Annotated in this window: 22 protein-coding genes; all 22 read left to right on the top strand. The window is 40.4% G+C overall.

Going from position 1 to position 19,947, the window contains the following annotated elements; all coding sequences use genetic code 11:
* Positions 1–9 precede the first annotated feature (9 nt).
* Positions 10–1,344 carry a UDP-N-acetylmuramate--L-alanine ligase gene (gene murC, locus OCF96_RS08420; protein WP_033689108.1) on the top strand — a complete coding sequence of 445 codons (1,335 nt, stop codon included), beginning with the start codon at positions 10–12 and terminating at the stop codon, positions 1,342–1,344.
* Between the two features lie 9 nt (positions 1,345–1,353).
* Positions 1,354–1,821 (top strand): GNAT family N-acetyltransferase, encoded by a 468-nt coding sequence (locus tag OCF96_RS08415; protein WP_084926843.1) that lies wholly within the window; start codon positions 1,354–1,356, stop codon positions 1,819–1,821.
* Positions 1,818–2,312, top strand: a complete 495-nt coding sequence (locus OCF96_RS08410; RefSeq protein ID WP_084926844.1) for a GNAT family N-acetyltransferase — start codon at positions 1,818–1,820, stop codon at positions 2,310–2,312. Before OCF96_RS08415 ends, OCF96_RS08410 begins: the two co-directional genes overlap by 4 nt.
* 79 nt (positions 2,313–2,391) lie before the next feature.
* A complete protein-coding gene (mltG, locus tag OCF96_RS08405) occupies positions 2,392–4,143 on the top strand; it encodes an endolytic transglycosylase MltG (protein WP_001291630.1) in 1,752 nt (583 codons plus the stop codon).
* A gap of 60 nt (positions 4,144–4,203) precedes the next feature.
* Positions 4,204–4,686: a transcription elongation factor GreA gene (greA, locus tag OCF96_RS08400; protein WP_000818750.1), complete on the top strand. Its 483-nt coding sequence runs from the start codon at positions 4,204–4,206 to the stop codon at positions 4,684–4,686.
* 73 nt (positions 4,687–4,759) lie between these two features.
* Positions 4,760–6,124, top strand: coding sequence for an amino acid permease (locus OCF96_RS08395; protein ID WP_000095648.1), 1,365 nt, complete (start codon positions 4,760–4,762; stop codon positions 6,122–6,124).
* A 100-nt stretch (positions 6,125–6,224) separates the two neighbouring features.
* The gene (locus OCF96_RS08390) at positions 6,225–6,635 is read left to right on the top strand and encodes a GNAT family N-acetyltransferase (protein ID WP_315898998.1); all 411 of its coding nucleotides are present in this window, start codon (positions 6,225–6,227) and stop codon (positions 6,633–6,635) included.
* Positions 6,636–6,680: 45 nt separating this feature from the next.
* Complete coding sequence (locus OCF96_RS08385; protein WP_261446910.1) at positions 6,681–6,839, top strand: hypothetical protein; 159 nt, start codon at positions 6,681–6,683, stop codon at positions 6,837–6,839.
* Between the two features lie 178 nt (positions 6,840–7,017).
* Positions 7,018–7,863, top strand: a complete 846-nt coding sequence (locus OCF96_RS08380; RefSeq protein ID WP_261446909.1) for an ABC transporter ATP-binding protein — start codon at positions 7,018–7,020, stop codon at positions 7,861–7,863.
* Positions 7,864–7,878: 15 nt separating this feature from the next.
* Positions 7,879–8,607, top strand: coding sequence for an ABC transporter permease (locus tag OCF96_RS08375; RefSeq protein WP_049499000.1), 729 nt, complete (start codon positions 7,879–7,881; stop codon positions 8,605–8,607).
* Positions 8,608–8,991: 384 nt separating this feature from the next.
* The gene (locus OCF96_RS08370; protein ID WP_001107500.1) at positions 8,992–9,201 is read left to right on the top strand and encodes a helix-turn-helix transcriptional regulator; all 210 of its coding nucleotides are present in this window, start codon (positions 8,992–8,994) and stop codon (positions 9,199–9,201) included.
* Positions 9,191–9,679, top strand: coding sequence for a DUF6773 family protein (locus OCF96_RS08365; RefSeq protein WP_049498998.1), 489 nt, complete (start codon positions 9,191–9,193; stop codon positions 9,677–9,679). The genes OCF96_RS08370 and OCF96_RS08365 overlap by 11 nt, the downstream gene beginning before the upstream one ends.
* Positions 9,680–9,794: 115 nt before the next feature.
* On the top strand, positions 9,795–11,255 hold the full coding sequence (locus tag OCF96_RS08360) for a nicotinate phosphoribosyltransferase (protein WP_261446908.1): 1,461 nt from the start codon (positions 9,795–9,797) through the stop codon (positions 11,253–11,255).
* The gene (gene nadE / locus OCF96_RS08355; RefSeq protein WP_261446907.1) at positions 11,252–12,076 is read left to right on the top strand and encodes an ammonia-dependent NAD(+) synthetase; all 825 of its coding nucleotides are present in this window, start codon (positions 11,252–11,254) and stop codon (positions 12,074–12,076) included. Before OCF96_RS08360 ends, nadE begins: the two co-directional genes overlap by 4 nt.
* Positions 12,077–12,384: 308 nt before the next feature.
* Entirely contained in the window at positions 12,385–12,933 is a 549-nt protein-coding gene (locus tag OCF96_RS08350; protein WP_261446906.1) for a GNAT family N-acetyltransferase, read from the top strand.
* Between the two features lie 166 nt (positions 12,934–13,099).
* Positions 13,100–13,810, top strand: a complete 711-nt coding sequence (ccdA2, locus tag OCF96_RS08345) for a thiol-disulfide oxidoreductase-associated membrane protein CcdA2 (protein WP_261446905.1) — start codon at positions 13,100–13,102, stop codon at positions 13,808–13,810.
* A gap of 13 nt (positions 13,811–13,823) precedes the next feature.
* Positions 13,824–14,387, top strand: coding sequence for a redoxin family protein (locus tag OCF96_RS08340; RefSeq protein ID WP_000759264.1), 564 nt, complete (start codon positions 13,824–13,826; stop codon positions 14,385–14,387).
* Between the two features lie 9 nt (positions 14,388–14,396).
* Complete coding sequence (msrB, locus tag OCF96_RS08335; RefSeq protein ID WP_261446904.1) at positions 14,397–15,509, top strand: peptide-methionine (R)-S-oxide reductase MsrB; 1,113 nt, start codon at positions 14,397–14,399, stop codon at positions 15,507–15,509.
* Between the two features lie 70 nt (positions 15,510–15,579).
* Entirely contained in the window at positions 15,580–16,317 is a 738-nt protein-coding gene (locus OCF96_RS08330; protein WP_261446903.1) for a response regulator transcription factor, read from the top strand.
* Positions 16,314–18,005: a cache domain-containing sensor histidine kinase gene (locus OCF96_RS08325; protein WP_261446902.1), complete on the top strand. Its 1,692-nt coding sequence runs from the start codon at positions 16,314–16,316 to the stop codon at positions 18,003–18,005. The genes OCF96_RS08330 and OCF96_RS08325 overlap by 4 nt, the downstream gene beginning before the upstream one ends.
* Before the next feature lie 114 nt (positions 18,006–18,119).
* Positions 18,120–18,683, top strand: coding sequence for a TIGR01440 family protein (locus tag OCF96_RS08320; protein WP_061590307.1), 564 nt, complete (start codon positions 18,120–18,122; stop codon positions 18,681–18,683).
* A gap of 2 nt (positions 18,684–18,685) precedes the next feature.
* Positions 18,686–19,947, top strand: a 1,262-nt coding sequence (locus tag OCF96_RS08315; protein WP_261446901.1) for a YSIRK-type signal peptide-containing protein, incomplete at its 3' end; no start/stop codon positions are given.

Genomic DNA, 19,947 nt, shown 5'->3' with positions numbered 1-19,947 from the left:
GGAGAAAACATGTCAAAGACATATCATTTTATCGGAATTAAAGGATCAGGTATGAGTGCCTTGGCCTTGATGTTGCACCAAATGGGGCATAAGGTACAGGGATCAGATGTTGAAAAGTACTACTTTACTCAACGTGGTCTTGAGCAGGCAGGGATTACTATTCTTCCTTTTGATGAAAAGAATCTAGACGGTGATATGGAAATTATCGCTGGAAATGCCTTTCGTCCAGATAACAACGTCGAAATTGCCTATGCGGACCAAAATGGCATTAGCTACAAACGCTACCATGAGTTCCTAGGTAGCTTTATGCGCGACTTTGTTAGCATGGGAGTTGCTGGAGCGCACGGAAAAACTTCAACAACGGGTATGTTGTCTCATGTCTTGTCTCATATCACAGATACTAGCTTCTTGATTGGAGATGGGACAGGCCGTGGTTCAGCCAATGCCAAATATTTTGTCTTTGAATCTGACGAATATGAGCGCCACTTCATGCCTTACCACCCAGAATACTCTATTATCACCAATATTGACTTTGACCATCCAGACTATTTCACAAGTCTAGAGGATGTTTTCAATGCCTTTAACGACTATGCTAAGCAAATTACCAAGGGTCTCTTTGTCTATGGTGAAGATGCTGAATTGCGTAAGATTACGTCTGATGCACCAATTTATTATTATGGTTTTGAAGCAGAAGGTAATGACTTTGTCGCTAGTGATCTTCTTCGTTCAACAACTGGTTCAACCTTCACTGTTCACTTCCGTGGACAAGAATTGGGGCAATTCCACATTCCAACCTTTGGTCGTCACAATATCATGAATGCGACAGCCGTTATTGGTCTTCTTTACACAGCAGGATTTGATTTGAACTTGGTGCGTGAACACTTGAAAACATTTGCCGGTGTTAAGCGTCGTTTCACTGAGAAAATTGTTAATGACACAGTGATTATCGATGACTTTGCCCACCATCCAACAGAAATCATTGCGACCTTGGATGCGGCTCGTCAAAAATATCCAAGCAAAGAGATAGTAGCAATCTTCCAACCGCATACTTTTACAAGAACCATTGCCTTGTTGGACGAATTTGCCCACGCTTTGAACCAAGCGGATGCAGTTTACCTAGCTCAAATTTATGGCTCTGCCCGTGAAGTAGACCACGGCGATGTTAAGGTAGAAGACCTAGCCAATAAAATCAACAAGAAACACCAAGTCATTACTGTTGAAAATGTTTCTCCACTCCTAGACCATGACAATGCTGTTTATGTCTTTATGGGAGCAGGGGACATCCAAACCTATGAATATTCATTTGAACGTCTCTTGTCTAATTTGACAAGCAATGTTCAATAGGCTATCCACATGGAAACTCCAATTAAGATCATTCGGGCAAATAAGTCTGATTTACCTGAGATAGAGGCACTGCAGACCTCATCTTTTCCAGCTGAAAAACAGCTGACTTCCCATATCTTAGAAGAAAGTATCCGTAAGTCTGCGGATACCTTTCTTCTAGCTAGGGATGAAAATCAGCTTCTGGGCTATGTTCTAGGTGGTCCTTACCCACACAATCCGAAATGTCTAGAAGTACATTCTTTAGTCATTGATACTGACCATCAGAGACAGGGCTTGGGCATGCTTCTTCTTGCGGCTTTAAAAGAGGTGGCTGTTGAGCAGGATTACAAAGCTATTCGTTTGAAGAGTCCTGATGAGCTACTTTCCTATTTTGAAATGAACGGTTTTATTGATGAAGAAGAAGGAACTGCGCTTTATGCAGCTAGTCAAGGTTTTAGTATGATTTGGTTTAATCCTTTTTATCTGGAGGCACAATGAAAATTAGGAAAGCAAGATTAGAAGATTTAGATCGTATCGTTGAGATTGAACTAGAAAATTTCTCACTTGAAGAAGCCATTACTCGCTCTGTTTTTGAGGCGCATTTGCGAGTAATTCAGACCTCTTTTCTGGTTGCAGAAAAAGAGGGTAAGATTATTGGTTATATAGAAGGGCCAGTTGGACCACACCGCCATCTGCAAGACCAGTCTTTTACAGAGGAGATAGAAGACCATAGTCATGAGCCTGGTGGATATATCTCTGTGACCTGCCTGTCTATTGCCAAGGAAGCACAGAGACTAGGACTGGGTCAGAAATTGCTAACAGCTTTGAAAGAACTGGCTCTTGAACACGAAAGAGAAGGCATTAACCTAACCTGTCATGACTATCTCATCGCCTACTACGAAAAGCATGGATTTGTCAATGAAGGCTTGTCCCAGTCAACCTTTGCAGGAGAAACCTGGTATGATATGGTCTGGGAAGCTAAAAAATAAGCCAGAAAAGCATGCTAGGTTGCTTTTCTTTCGTTTTTAAGATATAATATTATGGATTGTCAACGAGGAGGATAAACTTTTGAGTGAAAAGTCAAGAGAAGACGAAAAATTAAGCTTTAAAGAGCAGATTTTACGTGATTTAGAACGAGTTAAAAAACATGAAGAAGATCAGGAAGAAGTTAATTTAGCTTCAATAAAACCTCAACTTTCTTCTAAAAATGATCAGTCAATAGAAGACTTGATGGAAGATTCTCTATCAGCTGTAGAGGATATTATGAGAAACGCTCCTACCGTGCCGACTCACCCCAGCCAAGATTTACCAGCTTCTCCAGCAGATGAGATAAAAAGAGAAACTCTTACTGTTCCAAGTCATCCCAGTCAAGATGTTCCTTCTTCTCCCGCGGAAGAGGCTGTAAGACAAGCTCCACTTGCTCCTAGTCACCCGAGTCAAGAAGGACCTTCTACTCCATCAGCGGAGGGAGTATCAAGACCAACTCCAGGACCTGTTAGTCCTAGAAACGTAGAGAAGGAATTTAATGAAATCCCAACAAGAGTAGCTGTTTCTTATAAGACTGAAGCTGAAAAAGAACCTCAGAAAGAAGTAGCAAAACCAGAACCAGTTACGGAATCGGAAGCTGTTGAAGTTGTTACTGAAACTCCACGTCGTAGTCGCCGTGAGACAGTTAAACCAGTTAAGAAGAAAAAATCACATTTGAAGGCTTTCTTCATTTCACTACTGATTTTCCTTGCCCTGATTTCAGCAGGTGGTTACTTCGGTTATCAGTATGTTCAGTCATCTTTATTACCAGTTGATGCTAATTCTAAGCAGTATGTAACCGTTCAAATCCCGGAAGGATCCAATGTCCAAGAGATTGGATCAGCACTTGAAAATGCTGGTGTGATTAAACACGGAGTGATTTTTGCTTTCTATGCGAAATATAAGAATTATTCAGATTTGAAGGCTGGATATTACAATTTGCAAAAGAGCATGAGTACAGAGGATATCATTAAGGAACTACAAAAAGGTGGTACTCCTGAACCTCAAGAACCTTCACTTGCTGATTTAACCATTCCAGAAGGATATACGATTGATCAAATTGCCCAAGCTGTAGGCCAATTACAAGGTGAATTTAAAGAACCTTTGACAGCGGAAGCCTTCTTGGCTAAGGTGCAAGATGACAACTTTATCAGTCAAGAAGTTGCTAAATATCCAAACCTACTCGAAAGCTTGCCAACGAAAGAAAGTGGAGTTCGTTACCGTTTGGAAGGTTATCTTTTCCCAGCGACCTACTCTATCAAGGAAAGCACGACTATTGAAAGCTTGATTGATGAGATGTTGGCAGCCATGGATAAGACCTTGACTCCGCACTATAGTGCAATTAAGTCTAAGAACTTGACAGTTAATGAATTGCTAACAATTGCTTCACTTGTTGAAAAAGAAGGTGCTAAGACTGAAGATCGTAAATTGATTGCAGGTGTCTTCTACAATCGTTTGAACCTTGGTATGCCACTTCAAAGCAATATCGCAATCTTGTATGCTCAAGGCAAACTTGGCCAAAATATCAGCCTAGCAGATGACGCTGGAATTGATACATCGATTAATTCACCATACAATGTTTATACAAAACCTGGTTTGATGCCTGGTCCAGTGGATAGTCCAAGTAAGGACGCGATTGAAGCAAGTATCAACCAAACAAAGAGTGAGAACCTCTACTTTGTAGCCAATGTTACAGATGGTAAAGTCTATTACGCAGTGACACAGGAAGAACATGATCGTAATGTAGCTGAGCACGTCAATAGCAAGCTTACTCAAAATAGTAGTTCAAACTAAGACTACAAAAATGAGAATCTCAGATAGAGATTCAATACTATCGAAGGAAAGTTGAGAAAAATGGCAGAAAAAACATATCCTATGACCCTTGCGGAAAAGGAAAAACTTGAAAAAGAATTAGAAGAATTGAAATTGGTCCGCCGTCCAGAAGTGGTAGAACGCATTAAGATTGCCCGTTCATACGGTGACCTTTCTGAAAACAGTGAGTACGAAGCAGCTAAGGATGAACAAGCCTTTGTTGAAGGACAAATCTCTAGCTTGGAAACAAAAATCCGTTATGCTGAAATCGTCAATAGCGACTCAGTTGCCCAAGATGAAGTAGCGATTGGTAAAACAGTCACTATCCAAGAAATTGGTGAGGACGAAGAAGAAGTTTATATTATCGTAGGTTCAGCTGGTGCAGATGCTTTTGCAGGTAAGGTTTCAAATGAAAGCCCAATTGGACAAGCTTTGATTGGTAAGAAAACAGGTGACACAGCAACTATTGAAACACCTGTTGGTAGCTATGATGTAAAAATCTTGAAGGTTGAAAAAACAGCCTAAAACAAAAAAAGGAGTGGGGAGGCAGTGCGCTTCACTCACTCCTTTTTCCATTTTAAATTGAATTGGAGACTATATGAGTTCAAAGAAGAAAAAAAATAAGATGGAGCGTGGTTTAACTAATCGTCACGTACAGGTTATGGCCATCGCCGGAACAATCGGAACAGGACTCTTTTTGGGAGCGGGTCGCTCAATTAGCCTAACAGGTCCGTCCATTGTACTGATTTATATGATTACTGGGGCTTTTATGTTCCTCATGATGCGTGCGGTTGGGGAAATGCTCTACCAAGACCCTGAGCAACATACCTTTATCAACTTTATCACGCGCCATTTGGGTAAGGGCTGGGGCTATTTCTCAGTTTGGTCTTACTGGCTATCCGTTGTCTTTATCGGTATGGCGGAAATCACAGCTATCTCTCACTATGTTCAGTTTTGGTTTCCTAGCTGGCCGAGTTGGATGATTGAGATTGGATTTTTGACAATTCTAGCCTTGGTTAATCTGATTGCGGTTAAGCTCTTTGGGGAAGTTGAGTTTTGGTTTGCGATGGTCAAGATTGTGGCTATTTTAGCTATGATTGCCACAGGAGTCTTTATGGTCTTGACAGGCTTTAAGACACCTCATGGAGTAGCAAGTTTGGCTAATATCGCCGACAATTTCTCCCTATTCCCAAATGGTGGAGTAAACTTTGTCATGGCCTTCCAGATGGTTTTCTTTGCCTACCTCATGATTGAGTTTATCGGGGTAACGACTTCTGAAACCAAAAATCCACGTCAGGTCTTGCCAAAAGCTGTTAAGGAAATTCCTTTGCGTATCGTATTTTTCTATGGTGGAGCTCTCTTAGCCATTATGTCCATTATTCCTTGGCGTGAACTTGCATCGGCTGATTCTCCCTTTGTTACGGTGTTTGAATTGGCAGGTATCAAGTGGGCAGCGGCCTTGATTAACTTCGTCGTTTTGACGTCAGCAGCATCTGCTCTTAACTCAACCCTTTATTCAACAGGCCGTCATTTATACCAGATTGCCCATGATTCACCAAATCGCTTCCTCAAGGCGATTAAGGCTGATACCCTTTCTCGTCATAATGTGCCACAAAATGCCATCATCGCTTCAGCAATTTTGATTGCCCTAGCAGCCTTTATCAACGTCTTGCCAGGAGTTTCGGATGCCTTTGCCTTGATTACGGCATCATCATCAGGTGTCTATATCGCCATTTATATCTTGATTATGGTGGCTCACCTTAAATACCGCAAGTCACCAGACTTTATGGCGGATGGCTATCTCATGCCCCACTATCGTTTCCTAAATCCTTTAACCATGCTCTTCTTTGCCTTTGTCTTTGTAACTCTCTTTCTACAAGAGTCTACATTTGTAGGAGCAATCGGATCAGCTATCTGGATTATCGGTTTTGGGATTTATAGCCAGTGGAAATTTAGAAAGTAGATTTGGAACTCATCAACTTAGCTTGATGAGTTTTTGCTAGTTTGACAGTCCATTGAAATAAGACTATAATCAAGCTGTATCAGTTTTCGAGGAGGTTTGGATGTACTTTAGAATGGAAAATAAGGAATCCCAGAAGGCGCAAGAAATTGGGAATTTGATTCGTGCTTATAACCGTTCCAAAAGAGAAGAGGCTGAAAGTGTGCCACTTAATCTTTATGTAGAAGATGAAAAGGGTAATCTCCTGGCAGGTTTGATAGCAGAGACTTTTGGAAATTGGCTAGAAATCGAGTATTTGTTTGTAAAAGAGGAATTGCGAGGGCAAGGAATCGGTTCAAAACTATTGAAGCAGGTAGAAAGTGAAGCTAAGAATCGAAACTGTCGTTTTGCCTTTGTCAATACTTACCAGTTCCAGGCACCAGACTTTTATCAGAAGCATGGCTACAAGGAAGTTTTTACCTTGCAAGACTATCCCTACATTGGCCAAAGATATTATTACCAAAAGAATCTGTAAGGAGAATATGAAAGCATAAGGCAAAGAGGGGTTCTTGACATAAGTATGAAGGGGATTCTCGATAAATACCAGTTAAATCCTACAAATTGTGTCTTTCTAGACGATATTGAAGACAATGCAATCGCAGCTGAGAAGGTGGGAATCAAGGCTTATCAGGTTAAGAAAAGAAGTGATGTCGTCGAAATTTTGAAATCATATATTTAGATTCAACACTCTCTATTTTTTATGGTAGAGATTTTTTTGTTAATAAAATTTTACAAAATGACATTTATATATTGCATTAGGTTAGATATATGATATAATAATGTTGAAAAGAGGCGCAACTTTTTAAAATTAATGAGAATCAAAGAGAAAACCAAGAATATTAATGGAGGAATAAAAAATGGAAGTTATAAATGTAAGTAAGCATTATGGTCATTCAACCATTCTCAAAGATATAAATTTCGTACTTAATAAGGGTGAAATTGTTGGTCTAGTAGGGAGAAACGGAGTTGGTAAGAGTACATTGATGAAAATTCTTGTTCAGAATAATCAACCGACTGCAGGGAATATTATAAGTAGTGATAATGTTGGGTATTTAATCGAAGAACCAAAATTATTTTTATCTAAAACAGGTTTAGAGAATTTAAAATATCTGGCAAATTTATATGGTGTTGACTACAATCAAGAAAGATTTGGGAGTTTGATTCAAGAGTTAGATTTGACTCAGTCTATTAATAAAAAAGTAAAGACCTATTCTTTGGGTACAAAACAAAAATTAGCTTTGCTTCTAACTCTCGTTTCGGAACCTGATATATTGATTTTAGATGAACCGACTAATGGTTTAGATATTGAATCATCACAAATAGTTTTAGCGGCTCTAAAAAATTTAGCTTTACATGAAAATGTGGGAATTTTAATATCAAGTCATAAATTAGAAGATATTGAAGAAATTTGTGAGAGGGTTCTTTTCTTGGAGAATGGGCTTTTGATATTCCAAAAAGTAGGAAAAGATAGTCATAATTGCTTGTTTGAGATAGCTTTTTCATCAGCTACAGATAAAGACATTTTCATTACTAAACAAGAATTTGGGGATATTGTTCAGGAAGAGGGACTGAGAATTACTATGTCTGGGAATATTCAAAGTAGTGAGCTTTTTAAATTTTTTAACGAAAATTCTATTAAAGTAGTTGATTTTGAAACTAAAAAAGAGACGCTTAAAGATATTTATCTAAATCGTTCAAAATAAAGGAAGGTTATAATCATGAAATTAAATAAATTGAATTTTCTTAAGGAAAATATAAGGGATTTATATTCATCAGGCGTAATATATCTTTGTTTGATTATCTCGTTTATACCGCCGCTACTGGTTACATTCTTTATTTTAAAGACTCAAGGGACATCGCTTGGTATTAAGCATATTTCAAACTTTTATGCTATGCTCGGTATGTTAATGGCTGTTATACATGCTAACCGAATTATTAGCAGGGATTTTTCCCACAATACGATAAGTTTATTTTATAATCAACAGAAAAATCGGATGATTTACGTCTTGTCCAATTTTCTATATGCCATCTCAGTTTCCATTATTTATGCTTTGAATGGCATTTTGTTACTAGTCATCGTAAGTAAATTGGGTGTTCCAGGTGCTTTAGGATTAAATTTTATAGCAGTCATTGTAGTCAATACAATTTTGTTAGTCCTATTTTATTTTCTATTATCTTACATTTTCTATTTATACAAATTGAAAAGTGGCTTGGTATTTGGTATTTTAGTAGCTTTACTACTCTTTATCCCTAATATATTAAATACGATTATGATGAATACTAGTAATGATTTGTTTATCAAAGCAATTGAACTTCTTCCTTTTTATTCCTTACCTGTATTTGTTGCTTCAAATACGATGTCTATTAGTCAGTATCTTGTGGTAATCACTACAATCATTTTATTGTATTTTTTCACTCTCAAGAAAAGTAAGGAGTATTCATTTTAGTTTCGTTTAGTATTATTTTGCAGACTTAAAATCCAGCAAAAAATCAGTCATCTTGCTATGCTCCTGCTCTTGCTGTGTACACGTTTTTGTCTTATGCTAGACTCATTTCCAAAAGCATTATATAATAGTGATATGAAAGCAACTAAATTAAACAAGAAATACAAGCAATCAAAACTCGTTTAAAAGACCCTACTAAAGCTAATACTAAACAAAAAATCAAATAGCCAGCTAGGGAGTTTATTTCAAACAATCTAACATACTGATTTTAGGCTGAAGATAATATTGGAGTGCTAATTAATGAGGTTATAATAAATAGCTGACAGCTTGTGTTGGTTTTGGATTTTTTAAGAGTAGATGAGTATTAAAACTATAAGGAGGATGCAGGTGGCTAAAAATTTAAAATTAAAATTAGCTCGTGTAGAGCTTGATTTAACACAAGGTCAACTGGCAGAGGCTGTTGGGGTGACGCGCCAGACTATTGGTTTGATAGAGGCGGGGAAATACAATCCCAGTCTCTCACTCTGCCAGTCTATTTGCAGATGTTTAGGGAAAACCCTAGACCAACTATTTTGGGAGGAAGAAGATGGTAAATAAATTCATTCATTATCAATTACTTGACGAAAGAGAAGAACAACTAATCAATAAAGCTGGGGCAGAATCCTTTACCCTCTTCATTGGGCTTGTGCTTCTAAGCTATTTGGTGGCTGTATTGGCTCCATCTATTTTTAATCCGAATTTTCTAGTCTATACTCTGATAGTAGGAATTTTCTTCTTTTTCAATCGTGCCCGTTATCTGGGAGTGACCTACTATAGTCGTTTTCATTTTACAATTTTGGGTTGTTTTTTCCTAACCTTGGCGATTACAACTCTATTGATGTTGCAGAATTATCAATTCAACATAGAAATTTATCAGCACAATCCTTTGAACGTTAAATACCTATCTGCTTGGGTCATTACTTATGTCATTTACCTTCCCTGGGTCTTTATTGGCAATCTTGGTCTTAAGAGCTATGGCGAATGGGCTCAGAAAAAGTTTGAACAAGACATGGATGAACTGGAGAGTGGTGAATAGCTTGTTACTCTTTTCTCAATCCAGCTAAAATGTGATATAATAGTACTAATTTATTGGAATACATGAAAGTTCTTGAAAATTTTCATGTATTTCTAGCTAAGGAAGTAGGAAAAGTATGTATCCAGATGATAGTTTGACATTGCACACGGACTTGTACCAGATTAACATGATGCAGGTTTACTTTGACCAAGGGATTCACAATAAGAAGGCAGTTTTTGAGGTTTATTTCCGCCAACAGCCTTTTAAGAACGGCTATGCGGTTTTTGCTGGTTTGGAAAGAATTGTGAATTATCTTGAAGAGTTGCGTTTTTCAGATAGTGATATCGCCTATTTGGAGTCGCTTGGTTATCATGGGGCATTCTTGGACTACCTCCGCAATTTCAAGTTGGAGTTGACAGTTCGTTCTGCCCAAGAAGGGGATTTGGTTTTTGCTAATGAACCGATTGTGCAGGTGGAAGGTCCTCTAGCCCAATGTCAATTGGTCGAAACGGCTCTTTTGAACATTGTCAACTACCAGACCTTGGTGGCTACTAAGGCAGCTCGTATTCGTTCGGTCATCGAAGATGAACCTTTGATGGAGTTTGGGACACGTCGGGCGCAAGAAATGGATGCGGCTATCTGGGGAACACGCGCAGCGGTGATTGGTGGTGCTAATGGAACTAGCAACGTGCGTGCGGGTAAACTCTTTGACATTCCTGTCTTGGGGACCCATGCCCATTCTTTGGTACAGGTTTATGGAAATGACTATGAGGCTTTTAAGGCTTATGCTACGACTCACAAAAATTGTGTCTTTCTTGTGGATACCTATGACACCCTTCGCATCGGTGTGCCAGCTGCCATTCAGGTGGCGCGTGAGCTGGGCGACCAGATTAACTTTATGGGTGTTCGAATTGACTCTGGGGATATTGCCTACATTTCCAAGACAGTCCGTCAGCAACTGGACGAGGCTGGATTTACAGAGGCTAAGATTTATGCTTCAAATGACCTAGATGAAAATACTATCCTCAACCTCAAGATGCAAAAGGCCAAGATTGATGTCTGGGGTGTAGGAACTAAGCTGATTACAGCCTATGACCAGCCAGCTCTTGGGGCAGTTTATAAGATTGTTGCAATCGAAGATGAAAATGGCCAGATGCGCAATACCATCAAGCTGTCAAATAATGCCGAAAAAGTGTCTACGCCAGGTAAGAAGCAGGTGTGGCGCATTACTAGTCGTGAAAAAGGCAAGTCAGAAGGCGACTACATAACCTATGATGGTGTTGATGTTTCCAGCATGACAGAAATCAAGATGTTCCATCCGACTTATACATACATCAAGAAGACCGTTCGTAATTTTGACGCAGTTCCTCTCTTGGTGGATATTTTTAAAGATGGGAAATTGACTTACAACTTGCCTAGCTTGACTGAGATTCAGGATTATGCTCGTAAGGAATTTGACAAGCTTTGGGATGAGTACAAGCGCGTGCTCAATCCGCAACACTATCCAGTGGATTTGGCGCGTGATGTATGGCAAGATAAGATGGACTTGATTGACAAGATGCGCAAGGAAGCCCTCGGCGAAGGAGAAGAAGAATGAGTTTGCAAGAAACGATTATCCAAGAATTGGGTGTCAAACTGGTGATTGATGCTCAGGAAGAAATCCGTCGTTCTATTGATTTCTTAAAAAGATATCTGAAAAAACATCCCTTCCTTAAAACCTTTGTACTAGGGATTTCTGGAGGACAAGACTCAACCTTAGCAGGACGTTTAGCTCAATTGACTATGGAAGAACTGCGAGCTGAAACGGGCGATGACAGCTACAAATTTATCGCTGTCCGCCTGCCATATGGAGTGCAAGCTGATGAAGCAGATGCTCAAAAAGCTCTAGCCTTCATCCAGCCAGATGTCAGCTTGGTAGTTAATATCAAGGAGTCTGCAGATGCTATGACAGCTGCAGTTGAAGCGACAGGTAGTCATGTTTCAGATTTTAACAAGGGCAATATCAAGGCTCGTTGCCGTATGATTGCTCAGTATGCCCTTGCTGGTGCCCATAGTGGAGCGGTCATTGGAACAGACCACGCCGCGGAAAATATCACAGGTTTCTTTACCAAGTTTGGTGACGGGGGTGCAGATATTCTCCCTCTTTATCGCCTCAATAAACGCCAAGGAAAACAACTCTTAAAGGAACTTGGTGCAGACTCAGCACTTTATGAAAAAATCCCAACAGCAGACTTAGAAGAAGACAAACCAGGCCTAGCTGACGAAGTAGCCCTCGGGGTTACTTATGAAGAGATTGACGACTACTTAGAAGGAAAAACAATCAGCCCAGAAGCTCAAGCGACTATTGAAAATTGGTGGCACAAAGGCCAACACAAACGCCACCTACCAATCACCGTATTTGATGACTTTTGGGAGTAAAAAGGTCCAGTGGACCTTTTTAGCTTCTTGCCCTGAAATTAAAAAGCAAGAAAAACCTCCAGTGGAGGTTTTTACCCTGAGCCTAGAAATAAGAAAGCGAAGAAGGTCCGGGGGACCTTTTTAGCTTCTTGCCTAGAAACTGGGAAGCAAGAATAACCTCCAGTGGACCTTTTTATCCCGAGCATGGAAACAGATAAGCGAAGAAGGTCCGAGAGACCTTTTTAGCTTATTACCTTGAAATTAAAAAGCAAAGTAAATTTAAATTGAGGTTGGGCAGAGAATCATCTATCAGAAAGCGAGGTAGCGTCATGAAAGCAATCGGTACGCAAATATTACAGACAGATCGTTTAATCTTACGAAGATTTGTGGAAAGTGATGCAGAAGCCATGTTTCAGAATTGGGCTTCATCCGCTGAGAATCTGACCTATGTCACCTGGGATCCTCATTCTGATGTCGAGGTGACTCGAAACTCGATTCGTAATTGGGTTGTTTCCTATGCTAATCCCAACTATTACAAATGGGCCATTTGTCTCAAAGAAAACCCGGAGCAGGTGATAGGAGATATCAGCATCGTTGCAATAGATGAGAACGATTTTTCTTGTGAAATTGGCTATGTGCTAGGCAAGGCTTACTGGGGACATGGGATTATGACAGAGGCCTTGAAAGCTGTCTTGGACTTTTGTTTTACTCAAGCAGGTTTTCAAAATGTTAGAGCACGATATGCTAGTCTCAATCCAGCTTCAGGTCGTGTCATGGAGAAGGCTGGAATGTCCTATCTAAAGACTATTACCAATGGTGTAGAGAGAAAAGGCTATCTTGCGGATCTTATTTATTATCAGGTAAGTAGGGAAGACTAGTGAATTTTCTTTTCAGTTTCCATCCAAGTCAGACTGTGTCTGGCTTTTTTTGCAACATTTTTTACATAACCTGATTAAATTCCTATTTTTCCCTATCATTGTCCCTGTTTTTTCTGGAGTTTTGGGGCTATAATAGTCCTATCAAATCAAAGAATGGAGGAAGGCAATGGATAATATAATCTTTTTTATCAGTGTTTTTCTTGCTGGAATTCTTTCCTTCTTTTCTCCTTGTATCTTACCCTTGTTACCGGTTTATGCAGGGGTCTTGTTGGATGACAAAGATGGTGCTCAGGCTTCTAGTGGCAAATTTTCAATCTCAGTTGTCAGTTTATTGCGAACTCTGGCCTTTATAGCAGGGATATCCTTTATCTTCATCTTACTGGGTTATGGTGCTGGTTTTTTAGGCAATTTGCTATATGCCTCTTGGTTTCAGTATGTGACGGGTGCGGTTATCATTATTTTAGGCTTGCACCAGATGGAAGTCTTACATTTTCAGGGACTTTACAAGGAAAGAAGGCTACAATTAAAGAGACAGGTGCAAAAGGGTAAGGGCTATAGTCAGGCATTTTTACTGGGCTTGACCTTTAGTTTTGCTTGGACGCCATGTGTGGGACCGGTTCTGGGCTCTGTTTTAGCCTTGGCTGCTTCAGGTGGTTCAGGTGCTTGGCAGGGAGCTGGTCTCATGTTAATCTATACGCTGGGTCTAGCGCTACCATTTTTGGTTCTAGCTCTTGCCTCCAGCTATGTTTTGAAACATTTCCGAAAACTCCATCCTTATCTAGGAACCCTCAAAAAAGTGGGTGGTTTCCTCATTATCGTGATGGGAATCTTGGTGCTTTTGGGAAATGCTTCTATTTTGACAAGTTTATTTGAATAGAGAGGAAGAAGAAATGAAAAAATGGCAAACATGTCTCCTTGGAGTCGGATCAATCTGTTGCTTGGCAGCTTGTTCGGCTAAAAATATGTCAGATGAATCTACTATGAAGGAGCAAACAAAAACAGAACAAGTCAGTTCGCAAACTGCCACCAAGGGTCAGGCGGTTGCTGATTTTGAATTGACAGGAGTAGATGGCAAGACCTACCGCTTGTCTGATTACAAGGGCAAGAAAGTCTATCTCAAATTCTGGGCTTCTTGGTGTTCCATCTGTCTGGCCAGTCTTCCAGATACGGATGAAATCGCTAAGGATGCTGGTGATGACTATGTAGTTTTGACAGTGGTCTCTCCTGGACACAAGGGGGAACAAGCTGAAGCAGACTTTAAGAATTGGTACAAGGGTTTGGATTATAAAAATTTCCCAGTTCTAATTGACCCATCAGGCAAACTTTTAGAAAGTTATGGTGTCCGTTCTTACCCAACTCAAGCCTTTATAGACAAGGAAGGTAAGCTAGTCAAAACGCAACCTGGTTTTATGGATAAGGATATGATTTTAAAAACATTGAAAGAAATGGGGTAGAGAAAGGTCATGAATGATAAAGTAAAAATTTTTGTTCTGGTAGGGATTTTTTTCCTAGCCATAACCGGTTTCTATTTTCTATTGATGCGAAATGCAGGGCAGACAGATAGCTCTCAAATTGAGAAAGCGGCAGTTAGCCAAGGAGGAAAAACAGTGAAAAAAACAGAAGTTAGTAAAGATGCAGACTTGCACGAAATTTATCTGGCTGGAGGTTGTTTCTGGGGAGTTGAGGAATATTTCTCACGCGTTCCCGGGGTGACGGATGCCGTTTCAGGCTATGCAAATGGTAGAGGAGAAACAACCAAGTACGAATTGATTAACCAAACAGGACATGCAGAGACTGTCCATATTACCTATGATGCTAATCAAATTTCTCTCAAAGAAATCCTGCTTCATTACTTCCGCATTATCAATCCAACCAGCAAAAATAAACAAGGAAATGATGTGGGTACCCAGTACCGTACGGGTGTTTATTACACAGATGACAAGGATTTAGAGGTGATCAACCAAGTCTTTGATGAGGTAGCAAAGAAATACGATCAACCTCTAGCAGTTGAAAAGGAGGCCTTGAAGAATTTTGTAGTGGCTGAGGATTACCACCAAGACTATCTCAAGAAAAATCCAAATGGCTACTGCCATATCAATGTCAATCAGGCTGCCTATCCCGTCATCGATGCCAGCAAATATCCAAAACCAAGTGATGAGGAATTGAAAAAGACCTTGTCACCTGAGGAGTATGCAGTCACCCAGAAAAATCAAACAGAACGGGCTTTCTCAAACCGCTACTGGGATAAATTTGAATCTGGTATCTATGTGGATGTGGCAACTGGCGAACCTCTCTTTTCATCAAAGGACAAGTTTGAGTCTGGTTGTGGTTGGCCTAGTTTTACCCAACCCATCAGTCCAGATGTTGCCACCTACAAGGAAGATAAGTCCTACAATATGACACGCATGGAAGTGAGAAGTCGAGTGGGAGATTCTCACCTTGGTCATGTCTTTACGGATGGCCCACAGGATAAGGGGGGCTTGCGCTACTGTATCAATAGTCTTTCCATTCGCTTTATTCCCAAAAATCAAATGGAAGAAAAAGGCTATGATTATTTACTAGATTATGTTGATTAAGAGGTCTTTCCTAAGCAGTTAGAGGAGAATTTTGCTATACTGATACTAGTAAGTGACAAAGGAGAGAAGCATGACCTATAAAATCTTAATCGTAGAAGATGAATATCTGGTAAGACAAGGCTTGACCAAGCTGGTCAATGTAGCAGCCTACGATATGGAAAACATCGGTCAGGCTGAAAATGGAAGGCAGGCTTGGGAATTGATTCAAAAGCAGGTGCCAGATATCATTTTAACCGATATCAACATGCCTCAGCTAAATGGCATCCAGTTAGCGAGTCTGGTCCGAGAAACCTACCCTCAGGTTCATTTGGTCTTTTTGACTGGCTACGATGATTTTGATTATGCCTTGTCTGCTGTCAAACTCGGTGTAGATGACTACCTACTCAAGCCCTTTTCTCGTCAGGATATTGAGGAAATGTTGGGGAAAATTAAGCAAAAGTTGGATAAGGAAGAAAAGGAAGAGCAGTTACAAGATTTACTGATCGATAAGTTTGAGGGAAATATGGCCCAGAAAATCCAGTCCCATCTGGCTGATAGCCAGTTTAGTTTAAAGTCTTTGGCCAGTGACTTGGGCTTTAGCCCGACTTATCTGAGTTCTTTGATTAAGAAAGAGTTGGGCCTACCTTTTCAGGATTATCTGGTGAGAGAACGTGTCAAACAAGCTAAGCTTTTACTTTTAACTACAGATTTAAAGATTTATGAGATCGCAGAGAAGGTTGGTTTTGAAGATATGAACTATTTTACCCAACGCTTTAAGCAGATTGCAGGTGTGACACCTCGTCAGTTTAAGAAGGGGGAAGGTCGATGAAGCGTTCTTCTCTCCTAGTCAGAATGGTTATTTCTATCTTTTTGGTCTTTCTCATTCTCCTAGCTGTGGTTGGGACTTTCTACTATCGATCTAGTTCTTCAGCCATTGAGGCTAGCATTGAGGGCGATAGCCAAACGACTATCAGTCAGACTAGCCACTTTATCCAGTCTTATATCAAAAAATTAGAAACCACCTCGACCAGTTTGACCCAGCAGACGGATGTCCTAGCCTATGCTGAGAATCCCAGTCAAGACAAGGTAAAGGGAATTCGAGATCTATTTTTGACCATCTTGAAGGCAGATCAGGACTTGAAAGCTGTTGTGCTGGTAACCAAGTCTGGTCAGCTCATTTCTACAGATGACACTGTGCAGATGAAAACATCTTCAGATATGATGACTGAGGATTGGTACCAAAAGGCCATTCATCAGGGTGCTAAGCCAGTTTTGACCCCAGCTCATAAATCAGATAGTCAATGGGTTATTTCTGTCACTCAGGAACTTCTTGATGCAAAGGGAGCCGATCTGGGCGTTCTTCGCTTGGATATTTCCTATGAAACTCTGGAATCCTATCTTAACCAACTTCAGTTGGGTCAGCAAGGCTTTGCCTTTATCATCAATGAAAACCATGAATTTGTTTACCATCCTCAACACACAGTTTATAGTTCGTCTAGCGAAATGGAGGCCATGAAACCCTATATTGAGACAGGGCAGGGCTATACGCTGGACCACCGATTTTACGTCAGTCAGGAAAAGATTGCAGGAACTGATTGGACGGTCCTTGGCGTGTCTTCGTTGGAGAAGTTAGACCAGGTTCGGAGTCAACTCATGTGGACCTTGCTTGGGGCTAGTGTCACATCTCTTTTTGCCTGTCTCTGCTTGGTGTGGTTCAGTCTTAAACGCTGGATTGCCCCTTTGAATGACTTGAGAGAAACCATGTCGGAGATTGCTTCTGGTAATCAGAATCTTCGTGCCAAGGAAGCTGGTGCCCATGAACTGAGAGAAGTGACTCGTCAGTTCAATGCCATGTTGGATCAGATTGATCAGCTGATGGCAGATGTTCGCAGGCAGGAAGAGACGACCTGTCAGTACCAACTTCAAGCCCTATCGAGCCAGATTAATCCGCATTTCCTCTATAATACATTGGACACCATCATTTGGATGGCTGAATTTCAGGATAGTCAGCGAGTGGTTCAGGTGACCAAGTCCTTGGCGACCTATTTCCGCTTGGCGCTCAATCAGGGTAAAGATTTGATTTGCCTGTCTGACGAAATCAACCATGTCCGCCAGTATCTCTTTATCCAGAAACAACGCTATGGCGATAAGCTGGAATACGAAATTAATGAAAATCCTGCCTTTGATAAGCTAGTCTTGCCAAAGCTGGTCCTACAACCTCTTGTAGAGAATGCTCTTTACCATGGCATCAAGGAGAAAGAAGGTCAGGGTCATATTAGAGTCTCTGTCCAGAAACAGAATTCAGGATTGGTCATCCGTATTGAGGATGATGGAGTAGGATTCCAAAATGTTAGCTATAGTAGTCAAAGTCAGCTCAAACGTGGGGGAGTTGGTCTTCAAAATGTTGACCAACGGCTCAAACTTTATTTTGGAGAACATTACCAAATGAAGATTGATTCTACTCTCTCAAAAGGTACGACAGTTGAAATATACATAAATAGAATAGAAACTAGCTAACTCCCAGTTCATTCTGGGAGTTTTATGCGTAATTAGGCAAGCTTTCTAGGTTGTCTATCTTGCTAAAAAGTAGAAAAAACGATATGATAGATAATGACAAAAGAGGTATCAAGTATGAAGGAAAAAGACATTCAAAGAGAAACAAGCCAGATTGTAAAAGATGTATTAGAAAAGGCCAATTTGAAGCAAGAATCTATCTTTGTTTTGGGCCTTTCTTCTAGTGAGGTGATAGGTGGTCAGATTGGCAAGGAATCTAGCCAAGAAATTGGGGAAATCATTGTGAAGACCATCCTAGATATCTTAGAGGAAAAAGGAATTCATCTAGCTGTTCAAGGTTGTGAGCATGTCAATCGGGCCCTCGTCGTTGAACGTCAGGTGGCAGAGCAGTTTGGTCTGGAAATCGTCAGTGTCCTTCCTACCCTTCATGCAGGAGGTTCAGGTCAGTTGGCAGCCTTCAAGTTTATGCAAGATCCAGTTGAGGTTGAATTTATCAAGGCTCATGCTGGATTGGATATCGGGGACACTGCAATTGGCATGCATGTCAAGCATGTTCAGGTTCCGATTCGCCCTCTTTTGAGAGAAATTGGGCATGCCCATGTAACGGCTCTTGCTAGCCGTCCAAAATTAATTGGAGGTGCGCGTGCGCATTATCCACAAGATTCTATCAGAAAGTCGTGAGAATGAAAAAAACAAAACAACAACTAGAAAAAATCACCAAATATTCCATTCGTAAGCTAACTGTTGGAGTAGGTCCTGTAGCCATTGGTGCCTTCCTTTTTGGTGCCAGTACCCTTTCAGTAGATAAAGTGCATGCCAATGAAGTTGGCGGTGCTCATAGTGTTCATTACCGTTATTTGGCGGAGCAGGAATTGACCGAGTCTGAAAAAGCTCTGATTCATCATGAGGTTCCAACAGAGTTTCAAGATGAAGATATTATTTATGTAGTTTATCGCAAGAAGGCGACTACCAGTCAACAACTTCCTTACACAGGAAGTAAGGAAGTCGCTCTAGCAGGTCTTGGCTTGGCAACAGCCTCGCTAGCGATTCTATTAGTTTCAAAGAAACACCGCAGTAAAGTACTTGGGGTTCTGTTAATTAGCTCTATTGGAATCAGCAATTTTGTACCTTTTACTGCCTTTGCATTTGAAAATAAAGAGTTACTTTCTTATAACCAAACTATTTCATCCTCTACACATGAAGGCTTGGCTAAAGGAGTTATTCATATTGAAGGATATGAGTATGTTGGTTACTTTAAAGAATCAAAATCGACTATCAATACAAGAAGTAAAAAAGGTGAATCTTTAGTTCAAGAACCGCAAGCAGCATATACAGGAAAGGTTGAGGCTAAAGGCACTCAAGAATCAGGTAAAGAGGGTGAGTCTTTAGTTCAAGAACCGCAAACAGCATATTCAGGCAAAATCGAGGCTAAAGGTACTCAAGAAACTGATAAAGAGGGTGAATCCTTAGTTCAAGAACCGCAAACAGTATATTCAGGAAAAATTGAAGCCAAAGGCACTCAGGAGACTGGTAAAGAGGGCGAATCCTTAGTTCAAGAACCGCAAGCAGCATATACTGGAAAGATTGAGTCCAAAGGCACTCAAGAGACTGGTAAAGAGGGCGAATCCTTAGTTCAAGAACCGCAAGCAGCATATACTGGAAAAATTGAAGCCAAAGGCACTCAAGAGACTGGTAAAGAGGGCGAATCCTTAGTTCAAGAACCACAAGTAGCATATTCAGGAAAGGTTGAGGCCAAAGGCACTCAAGAAACTGGTAAAAAAGGCGAGTCTTTAGTTCAAGAACCGCAAGTAGCATATTCAGGAAAAATTGAAGCTAAAGGCACTCAAGAACCAGGTAAAGAAGGCGAATCTTTAGTTCAAGAACCGCAAGCAGTATATTCAGGAAAAATTGAAGCCAAAGGCACTCAAGAAACTGGTAAAGAGGG

The organism is Streptococcus mitis (assembly GCF_946190065.1).
In the GTDB taxonomy this organism is placed as follows: domain Bacteria; phylum Bacillota; class Bacilli; order Lactobacillales; family Streptococcaceae; genus Streptococcus; species Streptococcus mitis_DE.
Note: the sequence above shows the minus strand (reverse complement) of the source record. Positions and strands in the feature narration are given on the sequence as shown.

What these genes read in the sequence shown, in the direction of transcription:
- OCF96_RS08320 (WP_061590307.1), top strand. Translation starts at nt 18,120, where the DNA reads ATGAAGGAAAAAGACATTCAAAGAGAAACAAGCCAGATTGTAAAAGAT.
- OCF96_RS08395 (WP_000095648.1), top strand. Translation starts at nt 4,760, where the DNA reads ATGAGTTCAAAGAAGAAAAAAAATAAGATGGAGCGTGGTTTAACTAAT.
- OCF96_RS08390 (WP_315898998.1), top strand. Translation starts at nt 6,225, where the DNA reads ATGTACTTTAGAATGGAAAATAAGGAATCCCAGAAGGCGCAAGAAATT.
- OCF96_RS08410 (WP_084926844.1), top strand. Translation starts at nt 1,818, where the DNA reads ATGAAAATTAGGAAAGCAAGATTAGAAGATTTAGATCGTATCGTTGAG.
- OCF96_RS08365 (WP_049498998.1), top strand. Translation starts at nt 9,191, where the DNA reads ATGGTAAATAAATTCATTCATTATCAATTACTTGACGAAAGAGAAGAA.
- murC (WP_033689108.1), top strand. Translation starts at nt 10, where the DNA reads ATGTCAAAGACATATCATTTTATCGGAATTAAAGGATCAGGTATGAGT.
- OCF96_RS08380 (WP_261446909.1), top strand. Translation starts at nt 7,018, where the DNA reads ATGGAAGTTATAAATGTAAGTAAGCATTATGGTCATTCAACCATTCTC.
- OCF96_RS08340 (WP_000759264.1), top strand. Translation starts at nt 13,824, where the DNA reads ATGAAAAAATGGCAAACATGTCTCCTTGGAGTCGGATCAATCTGTTGC.
- greA (WP_000818750.1), top strand. Translation starts at nt 4,204, where the DNA reads ATGGCAGAAAAAACATATCCTATGACCCTTGCGGAAAAGGAAAAACTT.
- OCF96_RS08415 (WP_084926843.1), top strand. Translation starts at nt 1,354, where the DNA reads ATGGAAACTCCAATTAAGATCATTCGGGCAAATAAGTCTGATTTACCT.
- OCF96_RS08325 (WP_261446902.1), top strand. Translation starts at nt 16,314, where the DNA reads ATGAAGCGTTCTTCTCTCCTAGTCAGAATGGTTATTTCTATCTTTTTG.
- nadE (WP_261446907.1), top strand. Translation starts at nt 11,252, where the DNA reads ATGAGTTTGCAAGAAACGATTATCCAAGAATTGGGTGTCAAACTGGTG.
- OCF96_RS08385 (WP_261446910.1), top strand. Translation starts at nt 6,681, where the DNA reads ATGAAGGGGATTCTCGATAAATACCAGTTAAATCCTACAAATTGTGTC.
- msrB (WP_261446904.1), top strand. Translation starts at nt 14,397, where the DNA reads ATGAATGATAAAGTAAAAATTTTTGTTCTGGTAGGGATTTTTTTCCTA.
- OCF96_RS08330 (WP_261446903.1), top strand. Translation starts at nt 15,580, where the DNA reads ATGACCTATAAAATCTTAATCGTAGAAGATGAATATCTGGTAAGACAA.
- OCF96_RS08360 (WP_261446908.1), top strand. Translation starts at nt 9,795, where the DNA reads ATGTATCCAGATGATAGTTTGACATTGCACACGGACTTGTACCAGATT.
- ccdA2 (WP_261446905.1), top strand. Translation starts at nt 13,100, where the DNA reads ATGGATAATATAATCTTTTTTATCAGTGTTTTTCTTGCTGGAATTCTT.
- OCF96_RS08350 (WP_261446906.1), top strand. Translation starts at nt 12,385, where the DNA reads ATGAAAGCAATCGGTACGCAAATATTACAGACAGATCGTTTAATCTTA.
- OCF96_RS08375 (WP_049499000.1), top strand. Translation starts at nt 7,879, where the DNA reads ATGAAATTAAATAAATTGAATTTTCTTAAGGAAAATATAAGGGATTTA.